The sequence below is a fragment of the Nocardioides sp. NBC_00163 genome, assembly GCF_045206295.1.
Lineage (GTDB): Bacteria > Actinomycetota > Actinomycetes > Propionibacteriales > Nocardioidaceae > Nocardioides.
This window is the reverse complement of the sequence record NZ_CP108155.1, coordinates 5,140,572-5,157,558: the sequence shown is the minus strand read 5'-3', so window position 1 is coordinate 5,157,558 and position 16,987 is coordinate 5,140,572. Positions and strand designations below refer to the sequence as shown.

At 69.2% G+C, this 16,987-nt stretch carries 16 protein-coding genes; 9 read left to right on the top strand and 7 right to left on the bottom strand.

Features of this window, described 5'->3' with window-relative positions:
* Window positions 1-78: 78 nt before the first annotated feature.
* The 4 genes from pknB (at window position 79) to OG801_RS24705 (ending at window position 4,908) form a co-directional block, all read left to right on the top strand.
* Window positions 79-2,217 (top strand): Stk1 family PASTA domain-containing Ser/Thr kinase, encoded by a 2,139-nt coding sequence (gene pknB, locus OG801_RS24720; protein ID WP_406031766.1) that lies wholly within the window; start codon window positions 79-81, stop codon window positions 2,215-2,217.
* Window positions 2,218-2,219: 2 nt separating this feature from the next.
* Window positions 2,220-3,128 (top strand): deoxyribonuclease IV, encoded by a 909-nt coding sequence (locus OG801_RS24715; protein ID WP_406031765.1) that lies wholly within the window; start codon window positions 2,220-2,222, stop codon window positions 3,126-3,128.
* 184 nt (window positions 3,129-3,312) lie between these two features.
* Window positions 3,313-4,272, top strand: coding sequence for a hypothetical protein (locus tag OG801_RS24710; RefSeq protein WP_406031764.1), 960 nt, complete (start codon window positions 3,313-3,315; stop codon window positions 4,270-4,272).
* Window positions 4,273-4,440: 168 nt separating this feature from the next.
* Window positions 4,441-4,908: a GNAT family N-acetyltransferase gene (locus OG801_RS24705; protein ID WP_406031763.1), complete on the top strand. Its 468-nt coding sequence runs from the start codon at window positions 4,441-4,443 to the stop codon at window positions 4,906-4,908.
* Between the two features lie 99 nt (window positions 4,909-5,007).
* Here the strand turns inward: OG801_RS24705 and OG801_RS24700 are convergent, their stop codons facing one another.
* Window positions 5,008-6,348 carry a class II 3-deoxy-7-phosphoheptulonate synthase gene (locus OG801_RS24700; protein WP_406031762.1) on the bottom strand — a complete coding sequence of 447 codons (1,341 nt, stop codon included), beginning with the start codon at window positions 6,346-6,348 and terminating at the stop codon, window positions 5,008-5,010.
* A gap of 110 nt (window positions 6,349-6,458) precedes the next feature.
* Window positions 6,459-7,877 (bottom strand): APC family permease, encoded by a 1,419-nt coding sequence (locus tag OG801_RS24695; protein WP_406031761.1) that lies wholly within the window; start codon window positions 7,875-7,877, stop codon window positions 6,459-6,461.
* A 189-nt stretch (window positions 7,878-8,066) separates the two neighbouring features.
* Here OG801_RS24695 and OG801_RS24690 point away from each other — a divergent pair, with 189 nt between their 5' ends.
* The 4 genes from OG801_RS24690 to OG801_RS24675 are packed head-to-tail and all read left to right on the top strand — an operon-like array spanning window position 8,067 to window position 11,738.
* The gene (locus OG801_RS24690) at window positions 8,067-8,909 is read left to right on the top strand and encodes a DUF1028 domain-containing protein (protein WP_406031760.1); all 843 of its coding nucleotides are present in this window, start codon (window positions 8,067-8,069) and stop codon (window positions 8,907-8,909) included.
* Complete coding sequence (locus OG801_RS24685) at window positions 8,906-10,375, top strand: glycerol kinase (protein ID WP_355017936.1); 1,470 nt, start codon at window positions 8,906-8,908, stop codon at window positions 10,373-10,375. The genes OG801_RS24690 and OG801_RS24685 overlap by 4 nt, the downstream gene beginning before the upstream one ends.
* Window positions 10,372-10,836: a hypothetical protein gene (locus tag OG801_RS24680; protein ID WP_406031759.1), complete on the top strand. Its 465-nt coding sequence runs from the start codon at window positions 10,372-10,374 to the stop codon at window positions 10,834-10,836. Before OG801_RS24685 ends, OG801_RS24680 begins: the two co-directional genes overlap by 4 nt.
* Window positions 10,837-10,865: 29 nt before the next feature.
* Entirely contained in the window at window positions 10,866-11,738 is an 873-nt protein-coding gene (locus OG801_RS24675) for a metallophosphoesterase (RefSeq protein ID WP_406031758.1), read from the top strand.
* 92 nt (window positions 11,739-11,830) lie between these two features.
* Here OG801_RS24675 and OG801_RS24670 read toward each other — a convergent pair whose 3' ends face one another.
* Entirely contained in the window at window positions 11,831-13,165 is a 1,335-nt protein-coding gene (locus OG801_RS24670) for an endo-1,4-beta-xylanase (protein WP_406031757.1), read from the bottom strand.
* 193 nt (window positions 13,166-13,358) lie between these two features.
* On the opposite strand from OG801_RS24670, the gene OG801_RS24665 reads away from it, so the two are divergent.
* Window positions 13,359-13,886, top strand: coding sequence for a GNAT family N-acetyltransferase (locus OG801_RS24665; protein WP_406031756.1), 528 nt, complete (start codon window positions 13,359-13,361; stop codon window positions 13,884-13,886).
* A gap of 14 nt (window positions 13,887-13,900) precedes the next feature.
* Here OG801_RS24665 and OG801_RS24660 read toward each other — a convergent pair whose 3' ends face one another.
* The 4 genes from OG801_RS24660 to OG801_RS24645 all read right to left on the bottom strand — a co-directional run bounded on the left by OG801_RS24660 (window position 13,901) and on the right by OG801_RS24645 (window position 16,908).
* The gene (locus OG801_RS24660) at window positions 13,901-14,794 is read right to left on the bottom strand and encodes a hypothetical protein (protein ID WP_406031755.1); all 894 of its coding nucleotides are present in this window, start codon (window positions 14,792-14,794) and stop codon (window positions 13,901-13,903) included.
* 25 nt (window positions 14,795-14,819) lie between these two features.
* Window positions 14,820-15,662: an arylamine N-acetyltransferase gene (locus tag OG801_RS24655; RefSeq protein ID WP_406031754.1), complete on the bottom strand. Its 843-nt coding sequence runs from the start codon at window positions 15,660-15,662 to the stop codon at window positions 14,820-14,822.
* Window positions 15,663-15,670: 8 nt separating this feature from the next.
* Complete coding sequence (locus OG801_RS24650) at window positions 15,671-16,081, bottom strand: flavin reductase family protein (protein ID WP_406031753.1); 411 nt, start codon at window positions 16,079-16,081, stop codon at window positions 15,671-15,673.
* A gap of 74 nt (window positions 16,082-16,155) precedes the next feature.
* Window positions 16,156-16,908, bottom strand: a complete 753-nt coding sequence (locus tag OG801_RS24645) for a lysophospholipid acyltransferase family protein (RefSeq protein WP_355017944.1) — start codon at window positions 16,906-16,908, stop codon at window positions 16,156-16,158.
* Between the last annotated feature and the right edge of the window lie 79 nt (window positions 16,909-16,987).

The following is a 16,987-nucleotide window of genomic DNA, read 5'->3' as shown; positions in this document are numbered from 1 at the left end:
AAAGTCGTGAGTGGGACCCGCTGGTCCGTACCATTGCCCGGTCCGGAATACTTCTCCAACCGGAGACAGGAGGATCGCGTGGCTAGTGAGGCGGACCCCCGTGACGACGTCATCGGGCGCCACGGCGGAGGCTCGGCTACCGCATCCGAACCCCTTCTGGGCAAGGTCTTGGGGATGCGTTACCGGATCGTCGAGAAGGTCGCGAAGGGCGGCATGGCGACGGTCTACGTGGCCCACGACATGCGCCTTGACCGCATCGTCGCCGTCAAGGTCATGCACCAGGACCTCGACGAGGAGGGCAACTTCGCCGAGCGGTTCGTACGCGAGGGCAGGTCTGCCGCGAAGCTCTCCCACCCCAACGTGGTCGCCGTCTACGACCAGGACGAGGACGACGGCGTCGCCTTCCTTGCGATGGAGTACATCGAGGGACACACCCTGCGCGACACCATCGCCTCACAGGCTCCGCTGGGCGCGGCGAAGGCGCTGGCCTACATCGAGCCGATCCTGAGCGCGATGACCGCGGCCCACGCGGTCGGGATCGTGCACCGCGACATCAAGCCCGAGAACGTGCTCATCACCACCGGTGCCGCCTCGATCTCGCAGCGGGTCAAGGTCGCCGACTTCGGTCTGGCCCGGGTGATGAACAACAACTCCAACGACGCCACCACCGGCAACCTCGTCGGCACCGTCTCCTATCTCGCGCCCGAGCTGGTCACCGAGTCCAGGTCCGGGCCGCGGTCCGACGTCTACGCCGCCGGCGTCGTGCTCTACGAGCTGCTCACCGGCCGCAAGCCGCACAGCGGTCCCTCGCCGGTCGAGATCGCCTACAAGCACGTCCACGAGGACGTCCCACCGCCGTCGAAGGCAGCCCCCGGTATCCCCCGGTACGTCGACGCCCTGGTCGCCCGCGCGACCGCCCGTGATCCCGAGCTGCGCCCGGCGGATGCCGGCGTGCTGCTGCGCATGGTCAACCGGGTCATGGCCACCCTGTCCGCGGGCATCTTCGACGACCCCGACCTCACCGCCGACCTGGCGCTCCCTCGGCCCGGCGCGCCCGAGCAGGGCGCCGGTGGCACCGACTCCCCGGCACGGGCTCACGACGAGTCCGGCGCCGAGACGACTGCCGTCCTGCCCGCGCTCGGCCTGGGTCCGTCCGGACCGTCTGGACCGTCTGGACCGTCCGGTCCGCCGCCGGGTCGTCCCCCGGGTCCGCCGGGACCGCCGCCTCCGGGCGTCGGACTCCCCGCGGGCACCCGGCTCTCGCTGAGCGAGCCGGAGGAGAACGTACGCATCGCCCCGACCCCCGCGCAGCCGAAGCAGCGCTGGAGCATGCCTGCGACCTGGAAGGGCCCGATCGCGATCGGAGCCGCCGTGGTGGCCGTCGCGCTGGTGGCGAGCGGCCTGTGGTGGTTCATCGACGGCCGCTACGAGCGGGTGCCCTCGGTGGCCGGCCTGAGCAAGGCCGCAGCCACCACGCAGCTACAGGACGCCGGCTTCGAGGTCTCGGCCAACACCGAGTTCTCCGACACCGTCGAGGAGGGCGTCGTGATCGACTCCGACCCCGGCCGCGACGACAAGGCGCTGCCCGGATCGACGGTCGAGATCAGCGTGAGCAGGGGCGTCGAGGAATACTCGGTGCCCAAGGTAAAGGGCATGCTCGCCGACGACGCCCAAGACGAGATCCGCGACAAGGGCCTCGGCGTCGGCGACCCGATCGAGAAGTTCAACGACAACGTCCCCGAGGGCCACGTCATCAACTCCCAGCCGCGCCCCGGCACCCTGGTGCGGCCCGGTAAGGCGATCGTGCTCGTGATCAGCAAGGGTCCGGCTCCCGTCGACATCGTCGACTGGACCGGCCGCAGCGCCGAGCGCGCCAAGAAGTCGCTGGAGGCCGACGGCCTGAAGGTCGAGATCCAGGAGGAGGAGAACCAGGAGATCCAGCCCGGCACCGTGCTCAGCCAGAGCCCCAACTCCGGCACCCTCCCCAAGGGCGAGACCGTGACCCTCGTGGTCGCCAAGGGCCCTGCCGCTGTTCCGGTTCCCAACGTCGTCGGCGCCGACAAGGCCACAGCCAGGCAGGCTCTCGAGGCTGCCGGATTCAAGGTCAAGGAGGAGCCGGAGGCCGGCATCAACCTCGGCCTCGGCTACGTGACCCGTCAGGAGCCGGCGAGCGGCGAGGCTCCCTACGGCTCCGAGATCACGATCTGGCTGAACTGACCTTGACCACTTCTCGGACCTCCCTTCGCAACCCGATCGGCACCCACGTACAGGTCGGCAAGGGTCTCGTCGCCGGTGCCCTCGCCAACACCGACGCGGTCGGCGGCGAGACCCTGCAGATCTTCGTCGGCAACCCGCGCGGCTGGGCGCTCTCGGCCGGGAAGCCCGCCGAGGACAAGGCGTTCCGGGCAGAGCTCGAACGGCGCGGCATGCGTGCCTTCGTCCACGCCCCCTACCTGGTCAACGTCGGCTCGCCGACCCCGGCCACCTACGAGAAGTCGGCCGCCCTGGTCGCCCACAACCTCCGCCGCGCCGCCGACATCGGCGCCGAAGGGGTCGTCATCCACACCGGCTCCTTCGTCTCCCCCGACGGGGATGCGACCGAGAAGCACGCCGTCGCGATGAAGCAGGTACGCGAGGCGCTGCTGCCGGTGCTCGACGAGATCTCCGCCGAGGACGCGCCCTGGCTGCTGCTGGAGCCGACCGCCGGCCAGGGACGCTCGCTGTGCGCGGGCGTCGAGGACCTGCCGGGCTACCTCGAGGCCGTCGACTTCCACCCCAAGGCCGGGATCTGCCTGGACACCTGCCATGTCTTCGCCGCCGGCGCCCCGCTGGACGAGCCCGGTGGCGCGACCGCGTGCGTCGACCGGATCGTCGAGATCGGCGGCCCCGGACGGCTCCGGCTGATCCACGCCAACGACTCCAAGGACGTACGGGGCAAGCACCTCGACCGCCACGAGCAGATCGGCCGCGGCCACATCGGCACGACGGCCTTCGAGGAGCTCTTCGCGCATCCGGCGACCGACGGAGTCCCCTTCATCCTGGAGACTCCCGGCTCTCGCGACGCGGACAACCCCGATATGGCGCTGCTCCGCGATCTGCGGGCATCGGCCCAAGGTCAAGGCGGGTGACCTAGGCTTGGGAACGCACGGGAGTGATCTTCGACGCCATGGGGGTGGCATGACCAGCTGCGCACAGTGTGGACACCGGCTGTCCGATGAGCCGGCGTGCCCGATGTGTGGACTCGAGGTCGCCACGGAGCCCGACCGAGCAGCCGAGGCTGACTCCACCGATGTAGAGGAAAGGACGCCGCCCGTGTCCGCTGCTGAATCGAAGCCCGAACCCATCCAGCGTACTGCGAACGATGACGCCACGCCCGATGAGCTCGACGAGCCCAACGAGGCGACCGTTATCCGGAAGCCCGTCTCCTCGACGGCCCCTGAGGCCGTCGAGAGCGAGCCCGACGCGGCGCAGACCTCCCTGAGCCTGCCTCGGATCAGTGCCTACGGCGACGACAACGTGCCGGGTCCGGCATCGTCGGCCTCCAACGACGAGCCCGCCGAGCGCACTTCGAGGCGCCAGGCGCCGTCCGTCGAGGAGAAGCTCGACACCGATGACGAGCCCGACGGGACCACCGCGGTCCGTCCGGCGTACGCACCGCCGACCGCCCCGCCGCCGACCACTCCCCCGCCGGCACACGAGCCGGCCGCCGCGGAGCAGGCCGTGATCCCCGACCCCGAGCCGTCGCCCGTCCCGGACCCCTCGCCCTTCCCGGAGCCGACGCCGGTCCCGGAACCCGAGCCCGTCCCCGACCCGACCCCGGAGCCTGGTCCCCTTCCCGGGCCCGAGCCCGTCCCCGAGCCCGAGCCGGTCTCCGAGGTCACGGTCGAGGCGGCGTACCAGCCCTTCGTCCAGCCCTCCGGGATGCTCGTCCAGGAGTCGCGCAACGGGCAGGTCCGCCACTGGGCCCCGCCGCAGGAGCAGGAGACTGCGGCCGAGATCTACGAGCCCGAGCCCGCCTACGCGACCGGCTACGCGGAGGATGCCTACGCGACCGAGGAGGCCGGCGACTGGCAGACCGGCTACGGCTACGTCGCCGAGCAGGAGCCGATCGAGCAGGACTTCGGCGACTACGGCGCCCAGCAGGAGTACGTCTCCTCGTTGATGGCCTCCGAGTCCGAGGACAACCCCTCGACCTGGATCGTGCTGCTGTGGGTGGGCGCGATCTTCATGATCGTGATGCTCGTGCTCGGCATCTGGCTGATGACGCTGTAGCCGCCTAGTGCCCCGCACCTCAATTCCGCACCGCAAGTCGCACGCTGCGCACGCGCCTCGCTGCGTTGGCGCCGCTCGGAAGACGCCCGGTATGCCGTCGCGACGCCGCCTTGCGATGCACGCACGCATCGCACGACTTGCAGCACGGACTTTCGGATTGGGGCACTGATGCCGAGGATCATCGTCGCCGAGATCAGCAGCGACGAGCAGCGCGCCCTTGCGCTCGACGTCTGGCGGGCGGCCAACGCCGCCCGCCGCCGCACCGCCACCGAGGCCCGCATCCGCCGCGTCCGCGAGAAGCTGGGCTCCGCCGAGCTGGCGCTGCTCGCCCACTACGGCACCCGCCCGGCGGGCATGCTGGTGGCCGAGACTTACCTCGTCGACGGCGTACCCCTCCCCGGCTACGGCCACATCTCGATGGTCTTCGTCGACCCCGCCGTCTGGGGCTCCCACGTCGGCACCGAGATGATCCGCGACCTCCAGTCACGCGGCTGGGAGGGCCTCAGCGTCTGGACCCGCACCGACAACCGGCGCGCCCAGCGCCTCTACGAGCGCACCGGCTTCACCGACACCAACAACCGCAGCATCCTCCACGACGGCGACGAGATCATGCAGCTCGCCTGGGCGCGTGAATGAATACCCGGTTAACCGGGGAAACCTGCACTTCTCAGGTGTTGCAATGCCAGAGAAGTGCAGGAATACCCTGTTAACCGGGTATTCCTGCGACGCATGTGACTAACGGGACCGCAACATCTCCGCGACCTGGAACGCCATCTCGAGCGACTGGACGCGGTTGAGGCGCGGGTCGACGACGGACTCGTAGCGGTGCACGAGGCCGGCCTCGTCGAGCTCCTCGCCGCCGCCGATGATCTCGGTGACGTCGTCGCCGGTGTTCTCGACGAGGATGCCGCCGGGGACGGTGCCGAGGGCGTGGTGGACGTCGAAGAAGCCCTGGACCTCGTCGAGGACGTCCTCGAAGCGGCGGGTCTTGTAGCCGTTGGAGGTGGAGAAGGTGTTGCCGTGCATCGGGTCGGAGATCCAGGTGACGTTGACGCCTTCGGCGGTGATCTTCTCGACCAGCCCGGGCAGCCCGTCGCGCACCTTCCCCGCGCCGAAGCGGGTGATGAAGGTGAGCCGGCCCTCCTCGTTCTTCGGGTTGAGCTTGGCGGCCAGCGCGAGCGCGTCGTCGGGGGTCGCGGTCGGGCCGAGCTTGCAGCCGATCGGGTTGTTGAGGTGGCGGAAGTATTCGACGTGGGCACCGTCGAGCTGACGGGTGCGCTCACCGATCCAGACGAAGTGGCCGGAGACGTTGTACGGCGTCTCGGTGCGCGAGTCGATGCGGGTCATCGCGTGCTCGTACTCGAGCAGCAGCGCCTCGTGGGAGGAGTAGAAGTCGACCCGGTGGAACTCCTCCGGGTCGGCGCCGATGGCCTCCATGAAAGCGATCGCGCGCTCGATCTCGGAGCCCATCGCCTCGTACTTCGCGCCGACGGGCGAGTTGCGCACGAACTCGGAGTTCCAGGTGTGCACCTGGCGCAGGTCGGCGTAGCCACCGGTGGTGAACGCGCGCACGAGGTTCAGGGTCGAGGAGGACGCGTGGTAGACGTCCAGCAGCCGCTGCGGGTCGGGGATGCGGGACTTCTCGGTGAACTCGAAGCCGTTGACGGCGTCGCCGCGGTAGGCGGGCAGGGTCACGCCGTCGCGGGTCTCGGTGTCGGAGGAGCGCGGCTTGGCGTACTGCCCCGCGAGGCGGCCGATCTTCACGACCGGGACGGAGGCGGCGTACGTCAGGACCACGGCCATCTGCAGCAGCACGCGCAGCTTGTTGCGGGTGTTGTCGGCGGTCGCCTCGGCGAAGACCTCGGCGCAGTCGCCGCCCTGCAGGATGAATGCCTCACCACGGCCGGCGGCGGCGATCGAGCTCTTGAGCTGGTCGCACTCCCCCGCAAAGACGAGCGGCGGCTGGTTCCTCAGCTTGTCGACCGCCGCGGCCAGCGCGGCCGGGTCGGAATAGGTCGGCTGCTGAAGGGCTCCGATGGCGTGCAGCTGCTCGAGGGAGGGGAAGGCGTCGTTCACGAGCCTCAGGGTACGCGGATCACCCGGTTGTTACGAAGTCATCTCAGACACGGCAGGGCCGGCGTACGTCCTCGAGAGAACGTATGCCGGCCCTGACCGAATTCACCCGGTTACTTGTCGTCCTCGGGGTTCACGTCCATGTGCTCGATGTCTTGGAAGTGCGGCGGCTCGTCGTCCTTGTTGGCGAACTTGTTGATGAGCCAGGTGATGGCCCACAGGATCACGCCGATGACCATCAGGCCGCCGGCGATCTCGTAGACGATCCCGTCTCGGTCGACCCACGGGCCGGCCAGGTAGATGCACAGGATCGCGGCGATGGGCGGCAGCCACCTCGGCGCGGTGAAGAACACCTTGTCGGTGTCGGCACGTCGGTTGCGCAGGACCACGCAGGCGATGTTGACGATCGCGAAGACGCACAGCAGGAGCAGCGCGGTCGTCGAGCCGAGGTTGGAGACGATGTTGCTGTCCGGGTCGCTGGAGACGTACCAGATCAGCAGCAGCGCCAGCACCGTGGTGAAGATGATCGCGATGTAGGGCGTGCGCCGGCCCGGCAGGACCGCGCCCAGCTGCTTGGGCAGCACCCGCTGCTTGGCCATGCCGTAGACCAGCCGGCTGGCCATCAGCATGTTGATCAGCGCGGTGTTGGCGACGGCGAAGACCGCCAGGAACGGGAACACCTTGTCGATCGGGAAGTCAGGAGCGCCCTTCTCGACCACCTCGAGCAGGGCCCGGCCCTCGGACTCGCGGATGGTCTCGAGCTCTCCGGGGCTCAGCACGCTGACCACCGAGACGGCGACCAGGATGTAGAGGAGCGCGGCGGCACCCAGGCCCATGAACATCGTGCGCGGGAAGATCCGCTCCGGCTCCTTGGTCTCCTCGACCATGTTGACCGCGTCCTCGAACCCGACCATCGCGAAGAACGCCACCGAGGTCGCCGCGGTGACCGCGAAGACGACGCCCATGTCGGAGTAGTCCTCGAAGGAGATCAGCTCGGACATCTCCGCCTTGCCCTGGGCGATCACGTAGAAGCCGACGCCGATCACGATGCTCAGCGCGAGCATCTCGACGATCGTGAGGACGATGTTGAACTTCACGCTCTCACCCACGCCGCGCAGGTTGATCAGCGCGAGCAGGACCATGAAACCCAACGCCAAGGTGGTGACGGCGCCTTCGCTGGGCGCGTCCATCCAGCCGTTGATCTCCAGACCGCCGAAGAAGTTCTGCGCCAGCGTGTTGGCCGAGGTCGACGCGCTGGTGATGCCCGAGCAGGCGACCGCGAAGGTCACCATGAAGGTGAGGAAGTGGATGCCGAACGCCTTGTGCGTGTAGAGCGCGGCGCCGGCGGCGCTGGGATACTTCGTCACCAGCTCGAGGTAGGAGAACGCGGTCATGGTGGCGACCACGAAGGCGAGCAGGAACGGCAGCCACAGGATGCCGCCCACATAGCCGGCCATGGTCCCGGTGACGGCATAGACGCCGGCTCCCAGGATGTCACCGACGATGAAGAGCAGAAGGAGCCAAGGCCCCATCACTCTCTTCAACTCGGGTGTTTCTTCTTTCGCCAGGGTTGTCATGATGTCCTTCCTGGTCACGTTCGAAACTCAGTTCCGAAATTGGGATGAAGGGATCCCTCAATCAAAGCCCAACCTCGCCGTCAGGTGTACGACAATTCGTCAACACGCCGTAACCGGACGAAATTTCGTGGATAGGGTCACGCCATGACCTTCTCCATCGTCGCCAGAGCAGTTGATCCAGGCACCGGGGAGCCCACCTGGGGTGTGGCCGTCGCTTCGAAGTTCCTCGCCGTCGGATCGGCCGTCCCGGCCGCCGTCGCGGGAGTCGGAGCCATCGCCACCCAGGCCGAGGCCAACGTCGCCTACAAGGGTCTCGCGCTCGCTCACCTCGACGACGGTGCGACCGCTTCGGTCGCCCTCGAGAGGCTGCTGGAGGAGGACGAGCGACGGGACCACCGTCAGGTCGGCATCGTCGACGTCGACGGCAACGCCGCGTCCCACACCGGACCGTCCTGCTTCGCCTGGGCGGGTGGCCGGACCGGCTCCACCGAGGATGGGGCGTACGCGATCCAGGGCAACATCCTCACCGGCCCCGAGGTGGTCGAGGCGATGGAGGCCGCCTGGTTGGCCTCCTCCCCCGAGGAGCCGTTGCAGCACCGACTCCTGGCGGCCCTGGCCGCGGGCGACGAGGCCGGCGGCGACAGCCGCGGCCGGCAGAGCGCGGCCCTCCTGGTGGTGCGCGAGGAGGCCGGCTACGGCGGCAACGACGACATCGCGGCCGACCTCCGGGTCGACGACCACGCGGCGCCGATCACCGAGCTGAAGCGGCTCCTGGATCTCAGCGACTTCTACCTGACCGCGTCGACCGAGGCCGAGAAGGTGCAGGTCACCCCGGAGATCGAGGCCGAGGTGGAGACGTACGCCGCGGCGCAGGGCGCCTCGGGCTTCCTCGCCTGGGTCGCCACCGAGAACTACGAGATGCGGGTGGCGGAGGACCTGTCCTGGATCGACCGGCGCATCCTCGACATCGTCAGGACGCCGAAGTGAGTGCGATCCTCGCCATCGACGCCGGCACCACCGGTGTCACGGCCCTGATCGTTACCGAGAAGGGCGAGGTCGCGGCTCGGGGCTATGAGGAGTTCGACCAGCTCTTCCCCAGCCCGGGCCGGGTCGAGCACGTGCCCGAGGGGATCTGGCAGGCGACCCTCGAGGCGTGCCGTACGGTCCTCGCGGCCCACGGCAAGGACGACCTCGTCGGCATCGGGATCACCAACCAGCGCGAGACGGTCGTGCTGTGGGACCGGGAGACGCTGGGGTCGCCGCGGCGGGCGATCGTGTGGCAGGACCGGCGTACGACCGCGATGTGCGCCTCGATGGCCGACCACGACGCCCGCGTCCGGGAGCTGACCGGGCTCCGCCTGGACCCCTACTTCAGCGCGACGAAGCTGGCCTGGATCCGTGAGAACGAGCCGCACACCTGGGCGCACGTGGAGTCGGGGCGCTACGCGATCGGCACCGTCGACTCCTACCTCATCGCCCGGATGACCCGCGGCATGCACCACGTCTCCGACGTCTCGAACGCGTCGCGGACCCTGCTGTTCGACATCGGCGCCAACGACTGGTCCGACGAGCTGTGCGACCTCTTCGGGGTGCCGCGCGACGCGCTTCCGGAGATCGGTCCCAACTGGGGCGAGGGCGTGGTCACCGACCCGCGCTCCTTCCTGGATCTCTCGCTGCCGATCGCCGGTGTGGCCGGGGACCAGCAGGCGGCGCTGTTCGGGCAGGCCGCGTTCGAGGTGGGCGACTCCAAGTGCACCTACGGCACCGGCTCGTTCGTGCTGACCAACACCGGCACCACCCCGCAGCGGTCGGACTCCGGCCTGCTCACCTCGCCGGGCTGGATGTCGCCCGACGGAGAGGTCACCTACGTCCTCGAGGGCTCCATCTTCGTGACCGGCGCCGCGGTGCAGTGGTTGCGCGACGGCCTGCAGATCATCGGCTCGGCCGCGGAGACGGAGGCCCTGGCGCACACCGTCACCTCGTCCGAGGGCGTCGTGTTCGTGCCCGCCCTTACCGGCCTCGGCGCGCCCCACTGGGACCCCGACGCCCGCGGCACGATCATCGGCATCACCCGCGGCACCACCCGCGCCCACATCGTGCGGGCGACCCTGGAGGCGATCACCTTCGAGGTACGCGACGTGATGGCCACCATGCCGACGCCCGTCGCCTCGCTCAACGTCGACGGCGGCGCGGCCGCCAACAACCTGCTGTGCCAGCTCCAGGCAGACCAGCTCGGGGTCGACGTCTCCCGCCCTCGCTACGTCGAGACCACGGGTCTCGGCGCGGCCTTCCTCGCCGGCCTCGGGGTCGGCGTGTGGTCCTCGTTCGACGAGATCCGCGAGACCTGGGCCCTGGACCGCACCTTCTCCCCTGACGCGTCGCGCCGCGATGCGGCCGATGAGGCGTACGCCTCCTGGACCCGGGCCGTCGAGCGCTCCCGACAATGGGCATGAGCACACCGCGACGGGTGCCCTGGTGGGGCTGGGCGCTCGTGGCGGGTGCCGTGTTCGTCGTCCTCGTGCTGGTCGTTCTCGTCGGGCTGGTCGCCTGGGTGGGCACGGACCTCGATGAGTCCGCGGAGGCAGAGCCGATCGATTGTGTCGAGCTCGCCCAGGCCGTCGGCGTGCCGGACCTGCCGGCCGGGAGCGCGGCTGCGACCTGCACCTACGTCGGGTTCCAGGACTGGCAGATGGAGGGCACCATGACGGTCCCGCGTTCCGATCTCGACACCTGGCTCGCGCAGGTTCCCGGCTCCCCCGTGCTGGGCGAGGCCGGCTGCACGGACGCGGTCGCCTGCGTCCAGGTCGACCTCACCCAGGTCGAGGAGGAGGTCGACGCCCACTACCTCAACATCGCCGTCCTCGGCGAGCACGACGGCGTGGCCGAGGTCCGCATGTCAGCCTTCACCACCTGACCCCTTTCGACTCGGACAGGAAGCACACCTTGACCCGGATCCTGCATCTCTCCGACACCCACGTCACCGCGACCGGCGCCGACATGGACGGCGTCGACGCCGTCGCCGCTCTCGAGCGCATCCTGCATGACGCCCGCCACCTGCCCGGCCTGGACGCCGTCGTGGTCAGCGGCGACATCGCCGATGACGGCTCGGCCGCCGGCTGCCGCTCGGTCATGGAGCGGGTGGGTGCGTTCGCGGCCGAGCGCGGCATCCCGCACCTCTACTCGACGGGCAACCACGATGCCCGCGGCCCGTTCCGTGAGGTGCTCGGCAGCGGGCATCGCGATCCCGACGGGAGCGACCGCGGCCGGCTGCTCGATCCCGACTCGGAGCTGTGCGCGGCGGTCAGCTTCCTGGGCGACCTCAGGGTCATCACCATCGACAGCCTGGTCCCGGGCAAGACCCACGGCTTCCTCGACGAGCACCAGCTCGCCTGCCTCGCGAACGAGCTGGCCACTCCGGTTCGCGACGGAACCGTCCTCGTCCTGCACCATCCGCCCCTTCACCTCGCCTCGGTCCCCTACGTCGCCGATGTCGTCCTGCGAAACATCTCCGCCCTGGGCCGGGTGGTGCGGAGCAGCGACGTACGCGCCATCCTCACCGGACACCTGCACTTCCAGGTCAGCGGATTCCTCGCCGGCGTACCCGTCTGGGTGACGCCCGGCGTCGTCACCCGCATCGACACCACCGCTCCCCCGCGTCTCGTACGCGGCGTGCTCGGCGCCGGCGCGACCGTCGTCGACCTCGCCGACCCGGCCTCCCCCACCTTCCACGTGCTCTCCGCCCGCGACCCACGCGCGGGCGAGCAGGTCTACCTCTACGACCCCGCCTCCGGAGAGGATGCCCTCGAGGAGCTCTGAGGCGACCGTTCGCCACTGTCCGACGACGCAGCCTCGGCTGCGGATCATCCGCAGCCGAGGCTTCAGGCGTATCGGTGTCGGGCGTATCGGTGTCAGGCCGCGGTACAGGTCGCGGTCGGTGTCGCGGTGTTCCCGCCCGAGTAGAGCGTGATCCCGAACTGGTTGCCGTTGCCGTTCGGTGTGGCGGTGAGCGTTCCCGACGTCCCGGAGACGGTCGCGTTCCAGGCGTTCTGCAGGCTCTGGCCCGAGCCCGTGCTGATCCGGACCACCCAGTCGTCGGTGCCGCTGACGGCGAACACGGTGTTGAACCGGTCGTTCCAGGACTCGGTCCGGGTGACGCTCACCGTGCAGCTACCGGCCGGCGGGTTGGACCCGCCGTCCGCGGTGTTGAGCTGGTCGAGGACGTAGCCGTAGGCCAGCTTCTTGTTGCCGGAGCCGTCGAAGAGCAGCGGGGTGTCCGAGGCGCGCCACGAGTCGGTGTCGCGTACGCCCCAGACGGTGATGCCGGTGCAGCGGGTCACCGCCATGCAGGCCTGGGTCACACCGCGGAACTGCTCGGCCTGCGAGGTGCCGGACCCGGCGATGTCGAGCTCGGTGATCTGTACGTCGACACCCAGGTCGGCGAAGTTCTGCAGCGTGACGTGGTAGTTGCTCGGCACCGGGTTGCCCGAGTTGAAGTGGGCCTGGAAGCCGACGCAGTCGATGGGTACGCCGCGCGACTTGAAGTCGCGGACCATGTTGTAGACGGCCTGCGTCTTCGCGTGGCTCCAGTTGTCGGTGTTGTAGTCGTTGTAGCAGAGCTTCGCGTTCGGGTCGGCGGAGCGGGCGGCACGGAAGGCGGCCTCGATCCAGTCGTTGCCGGTGCGCTGCAGGTTGGAGTTGCGGCGCGCCCCGGAGGAGCCGTCCTCGAAGGCCTCGTTCACCACGTCCCAGGCATAGATCTTGCCGCGGTAGTGGCCGGCGACGCCGGCGATGTGATTGAGCATCGCGCTGCGGAGCGAGCTGCCCTCCATGTTCTGCATCCAGCCCGGCTGCTGTGAGTGCCAGGCCAGCGCGTGCCCACGGACCCGCTTGCCGTTCTGGATGGCCCAGTTGGCGATCTGGTCCCCGGAGGAGAAGCTGAACTGGTTCGGCGACGGCTCGGTCGCGTCCATCTTCATCTCGTTCTCGGCGGTGATCATGTTGAACTCGCGGTTCGCGATGGTCGTGTACTGCGAGTCGGACATCCGACTCGCAGCGATGGCGGTGCCGTAGTAGCGGCCGGACTCGGCCGCGGCTGCCTGCAGGGTGGAGCCGTCGGCCCGGGCGGGTCCGGCGACGGCAGTGATGGCGATGCCGCTGGTGATCACCAAGGCGGCGAGCGTGGTGAAGGCGGCGGTTCCTCTGGCCTTCATGGCGCGCAGGGGTCTGACACGAACTCGGGTCATCATCGATCCTGTTCTCCCGGAATGAAAGGTGGTCGGTGTACCTCAGAGCTCGCGCGAACTCGCTCGAAAACGTTATCGACATCGTTTTACAGAGTCAATGGTTTCTGTCGAATTCACGTGACTTACCTCACACAGAAATCCTGGTCCTGGCCGTGCGGCAAGGACACTGCAGAGTCATGACACGCTTTGACACGTGCCCTTCACCCACCGCATCGCGACCCAAGAAGACATCCCGAACCTGACGGCGATCATGAACGTGTCGATCGGAGAGCTCCAGAAGGGCTTTCTGACCGCGGCCCAGATCACCTCGAGCCGAACCGTGATGGGCATCGACACCCAGCTGATCGAGGACGGCACCTACTTCGTGGTCGAAGAGGACCATCAGATCGCCGGCTGCGGCGGCTGGAGCAGGAGGGCGACGCTCTACGGTGGCGACCACACCCCGGGCCGCGAGCCGAAGCTCCTGGACCCGCAGACGGACCCGGCCAGGGTGCGGGCGATGTACACCAACCCGGCCTTCGCCCGACGCGGCGTGGGCAGGCTGATCCTGGACCTCTGCGAGCAAGCCGCGGCAGCGGAGGGCTTCACCACCCTCGAGCTGATGGGCACGCTGTCCGGCGAGCCGCTCTACACGGCGTACGGCTTCGAACCGGTCGAGCGGATCACCGACGACCGTGGCGGCGCACCCGTCCCGCTGGTTCGGATGCGGAAGAGCATCTGAGCCGGCGACCGGCCCTATCCGCCGAGGCGCTCGACCTCTGCGGCGGCGGAGTCGCGGGCAGCGGCCGCCTCGGTCACGGCGGTATCGGCGGAATCGCGGGCATCCTCCGCCTCGGTGAGCTCGTCGTCGACGTCGGCGGCGGTCGACTCCAGGTCGGCCAGCCGGCGGCGTAGCTCGTCGATCTCCGACTTCACCTGGAGCGACCTCGCCTCGATGTCCTTGAAGGCGGACATGGCCTTGTCGCGCTCCTCCTCGGCACCGGACAGCGCGGACTCGGCCTCCGTGAGCGCCTCCTGGGCCTCGTCGAGCGCCGCGGTGTCGGGCAGGTCCGGGACCGCCCGCAGCGGCTCCGGGGGCGGCGGGACGACCTCGGGGACCTCGAAGCCCAAGGCGTCCGGCAACGCGACGGCGTCCGCCGCGTTCACGGCGTCGATCCCGGTGGCGGCCAACGCGGAGATGAGCAGGCCGCTGCGTACGGCCTGGGCCGCGGACTCGTCGATCATCGCCGCGGTCAACGTCGCCTCGACCTGGGTGGCGACCGCCTCGGTCACCCGGAGACCGTGCTCGCGCGCGAGGCCGCGAGCGCGGGTCGTGACCGCCGCGGTCAGCTGGCGCCGCTGTTTGGTGAGCTCCCGCAGCTGGGCGGCGTCCATGCCCGTCTGCGCCTCGCGCAGCAGGGCGCCGACCGAGATCACCTGCTCCACCTGCTCGGTCTCGTAGCGCACCAGCAGGTTCACCACCCACGCCGCGGTCGAGGGCTTCTTCAGCGCCTTGACCGGACCCGCCAGGGGCGTGCCCTTCAAGCTCTTGACTTGCGCGTCGCGTTCCGGTGTGAAGTCGGCCAGCGGCAGCCCGTAGAGCTCGGCCGCGATGTCGAGCAGCTCGGGGGCAGGTGCGTCGTCGCTCATGTCCGCCATCTCAGCACGTCGCCGACTACCGCGTCAGCAACCACTCGTCGTAGTCGGCGGCCTGTCGCTTGTGGAGCTCGCGCAGCGCGTCGTCCTCGACCCCTGCGAACGAGAGCCCGAGGCCCTCCAGCGCCATCGACCACTCCTCGAAGTCGCGCAGCTCGCGCGTCACCGCACCCTCGCCGATCCGGGTGTAGCGGATCGAGCGGACGGTGTCGGCACCGGTCGCGTCGCGTCGCTGCACGACCAGCTTGCTCGTGTAGGGCCCGGGCGGCGTGGCGAGCGCCGGATGTCTGGCCGCGACCTCGTCCAGGCCGACCACGCCGCGGATAAGGTTGCCGTGGAAGGACCCCGCCGGATCGTGGTGGAAGGTCCAGCCGTCCGCACCCACCCGCACCAGCCGGTAGACGAAGCCGTTCTGCCGGAAGTGCCCGTCGACCAGCGGCAGCGGCTCCCGGAAGGCGTCGCCGAAACCCAGATCCGGCCACCAGCGCCCCTCCGGGTTCTCGGCCGTCGGCAGACCGCGGACCTCGAAGGCGAGATGGTCCAGCTCCCCGCTCGGGCCGGTGGTCTCGATCAGCTGGCCGGGGCGGCGTACGACCTCGAACCCCAGCTCCTCCAGAACCAGCGCGACCAGCCCGTTGTGGTGGAAGCAGTAGCCGGCGTTGCCACCGGCGGCGACCCGCTCCAGGGTCTCCCCCGGGTCGACGGAGTGCGGCGCACCGAGCGCGCCGATGGCCGCGAGCATGATCGAGAGGTTGTCGTAGGGAAGCGTGTCGAGATGGCGGTGATGAAGATCGACAAGCGTCTCGTACGTCGCCTCCGGCCGCCCTTCGATGCCGAGCAGTCGCAGATAGCCCTCGATCATTTCGCCCCTCATTCTCGACCCAGCCTCCCGTGCCGGTGGACCAGCGGGTCGGCGTCGTCACCGACCTCGAGCGCCACGATCTCGCACGTCGCCAGAGCAGACCAGCCGATTTCCTGCATCGACACCAGGCGCACGCCCGCCCAGGTCGGCGCGTCGGCGAGCCGACGGCCGAACTCCGTCGTCTCCCACGACCCGGACCGGAACGCGCCGCCGGGAGCGGGAGCGGTGCCTCCGAAAGCCTCGGCGAGGTCGCGATGGCGCCAGTGGAGCAGCGACACGACCCCCACGCCGGTCTCCTCGAGCTCGTCACGGAGGTCCGAGTCGGGATCGAGCAGACCGAGGACGGCGCCGGGCGACCCGTTGGCCACCATCAGCGAGGAGACCGTGAGCCCGGCGGACCCACATGTCCACAGCGACACCCGCCCACCCAGACGACCGCGCAACCGGCGTACCGGATCCTCCGGCGTCGGGAACGGGTGGGACGAGTGGATCGTCAGGCTACGTCCTTGGTAGGCCCGGTCTTTGCCGACCCGGAGGACTTCTTCGTGGGCTTCTTGCCGTCGGCCAGCTTCTTGGCCTCGGTGGCGTACATGTCGACGTACTCCTGACCGGAGAGCTTCAGGATCTCGTAGACGATCTCGTCGGTGATCGCACGCAGGATGTAGCGGTCGTTGGTCATGCCCTCGTAGCGCGAGAAGTCCAGCGGCTTGCCGTAGATGACCCGCGGGTGCACGAGCTTGCCGAACTTCTTGCCCGGAGGCGCGATCACATCGGTGCCGATCACGGCGACCGGGATCACGGGCGCACCCGTGTCCAGTGCCAGTCTGGCGATGCCGGTCCGTCCCCGGTAGAGCTTGCCGTCGTGGGAGCGGGTGCCCTCGGGGTAGATCCCGAAGAGCTCGCCCTCGGCCAGGACCCGCTTGGCGGCGATGAGCGCCCCCTCGGCGGCGGTAGCGCCACCGCGGTCGATCGGCACGTTGCCGGTGCCCGAGAAGAAGATCCTCTGCAGGAAGCCCTTGGGGCCCGTTCCGGTGAAGTACTCCGCCTTGGCGACGAAACGCACCATCCGCTTCATGCCGAGCGGCATGAAGAGCCAGTCGGCGTAGGAGAGGTGGTTGCTGGCCATGATCGCCGGGCCCTTGCGCGGGATGTTCTCCGTGCCCTCATAGGACGGCCGGAAAACCGCCCGAAGGAGTGGCCCGATCGCGACCCACTTCAAGAACGAGTAGAAGAGCTTCGTCGACACCCCATCGCCTTCCCTATTTGCCTTCGACCGGTCAGCCTATAACGAGACAGGTACTTCTACTCCCGCACCCTGTCATGAG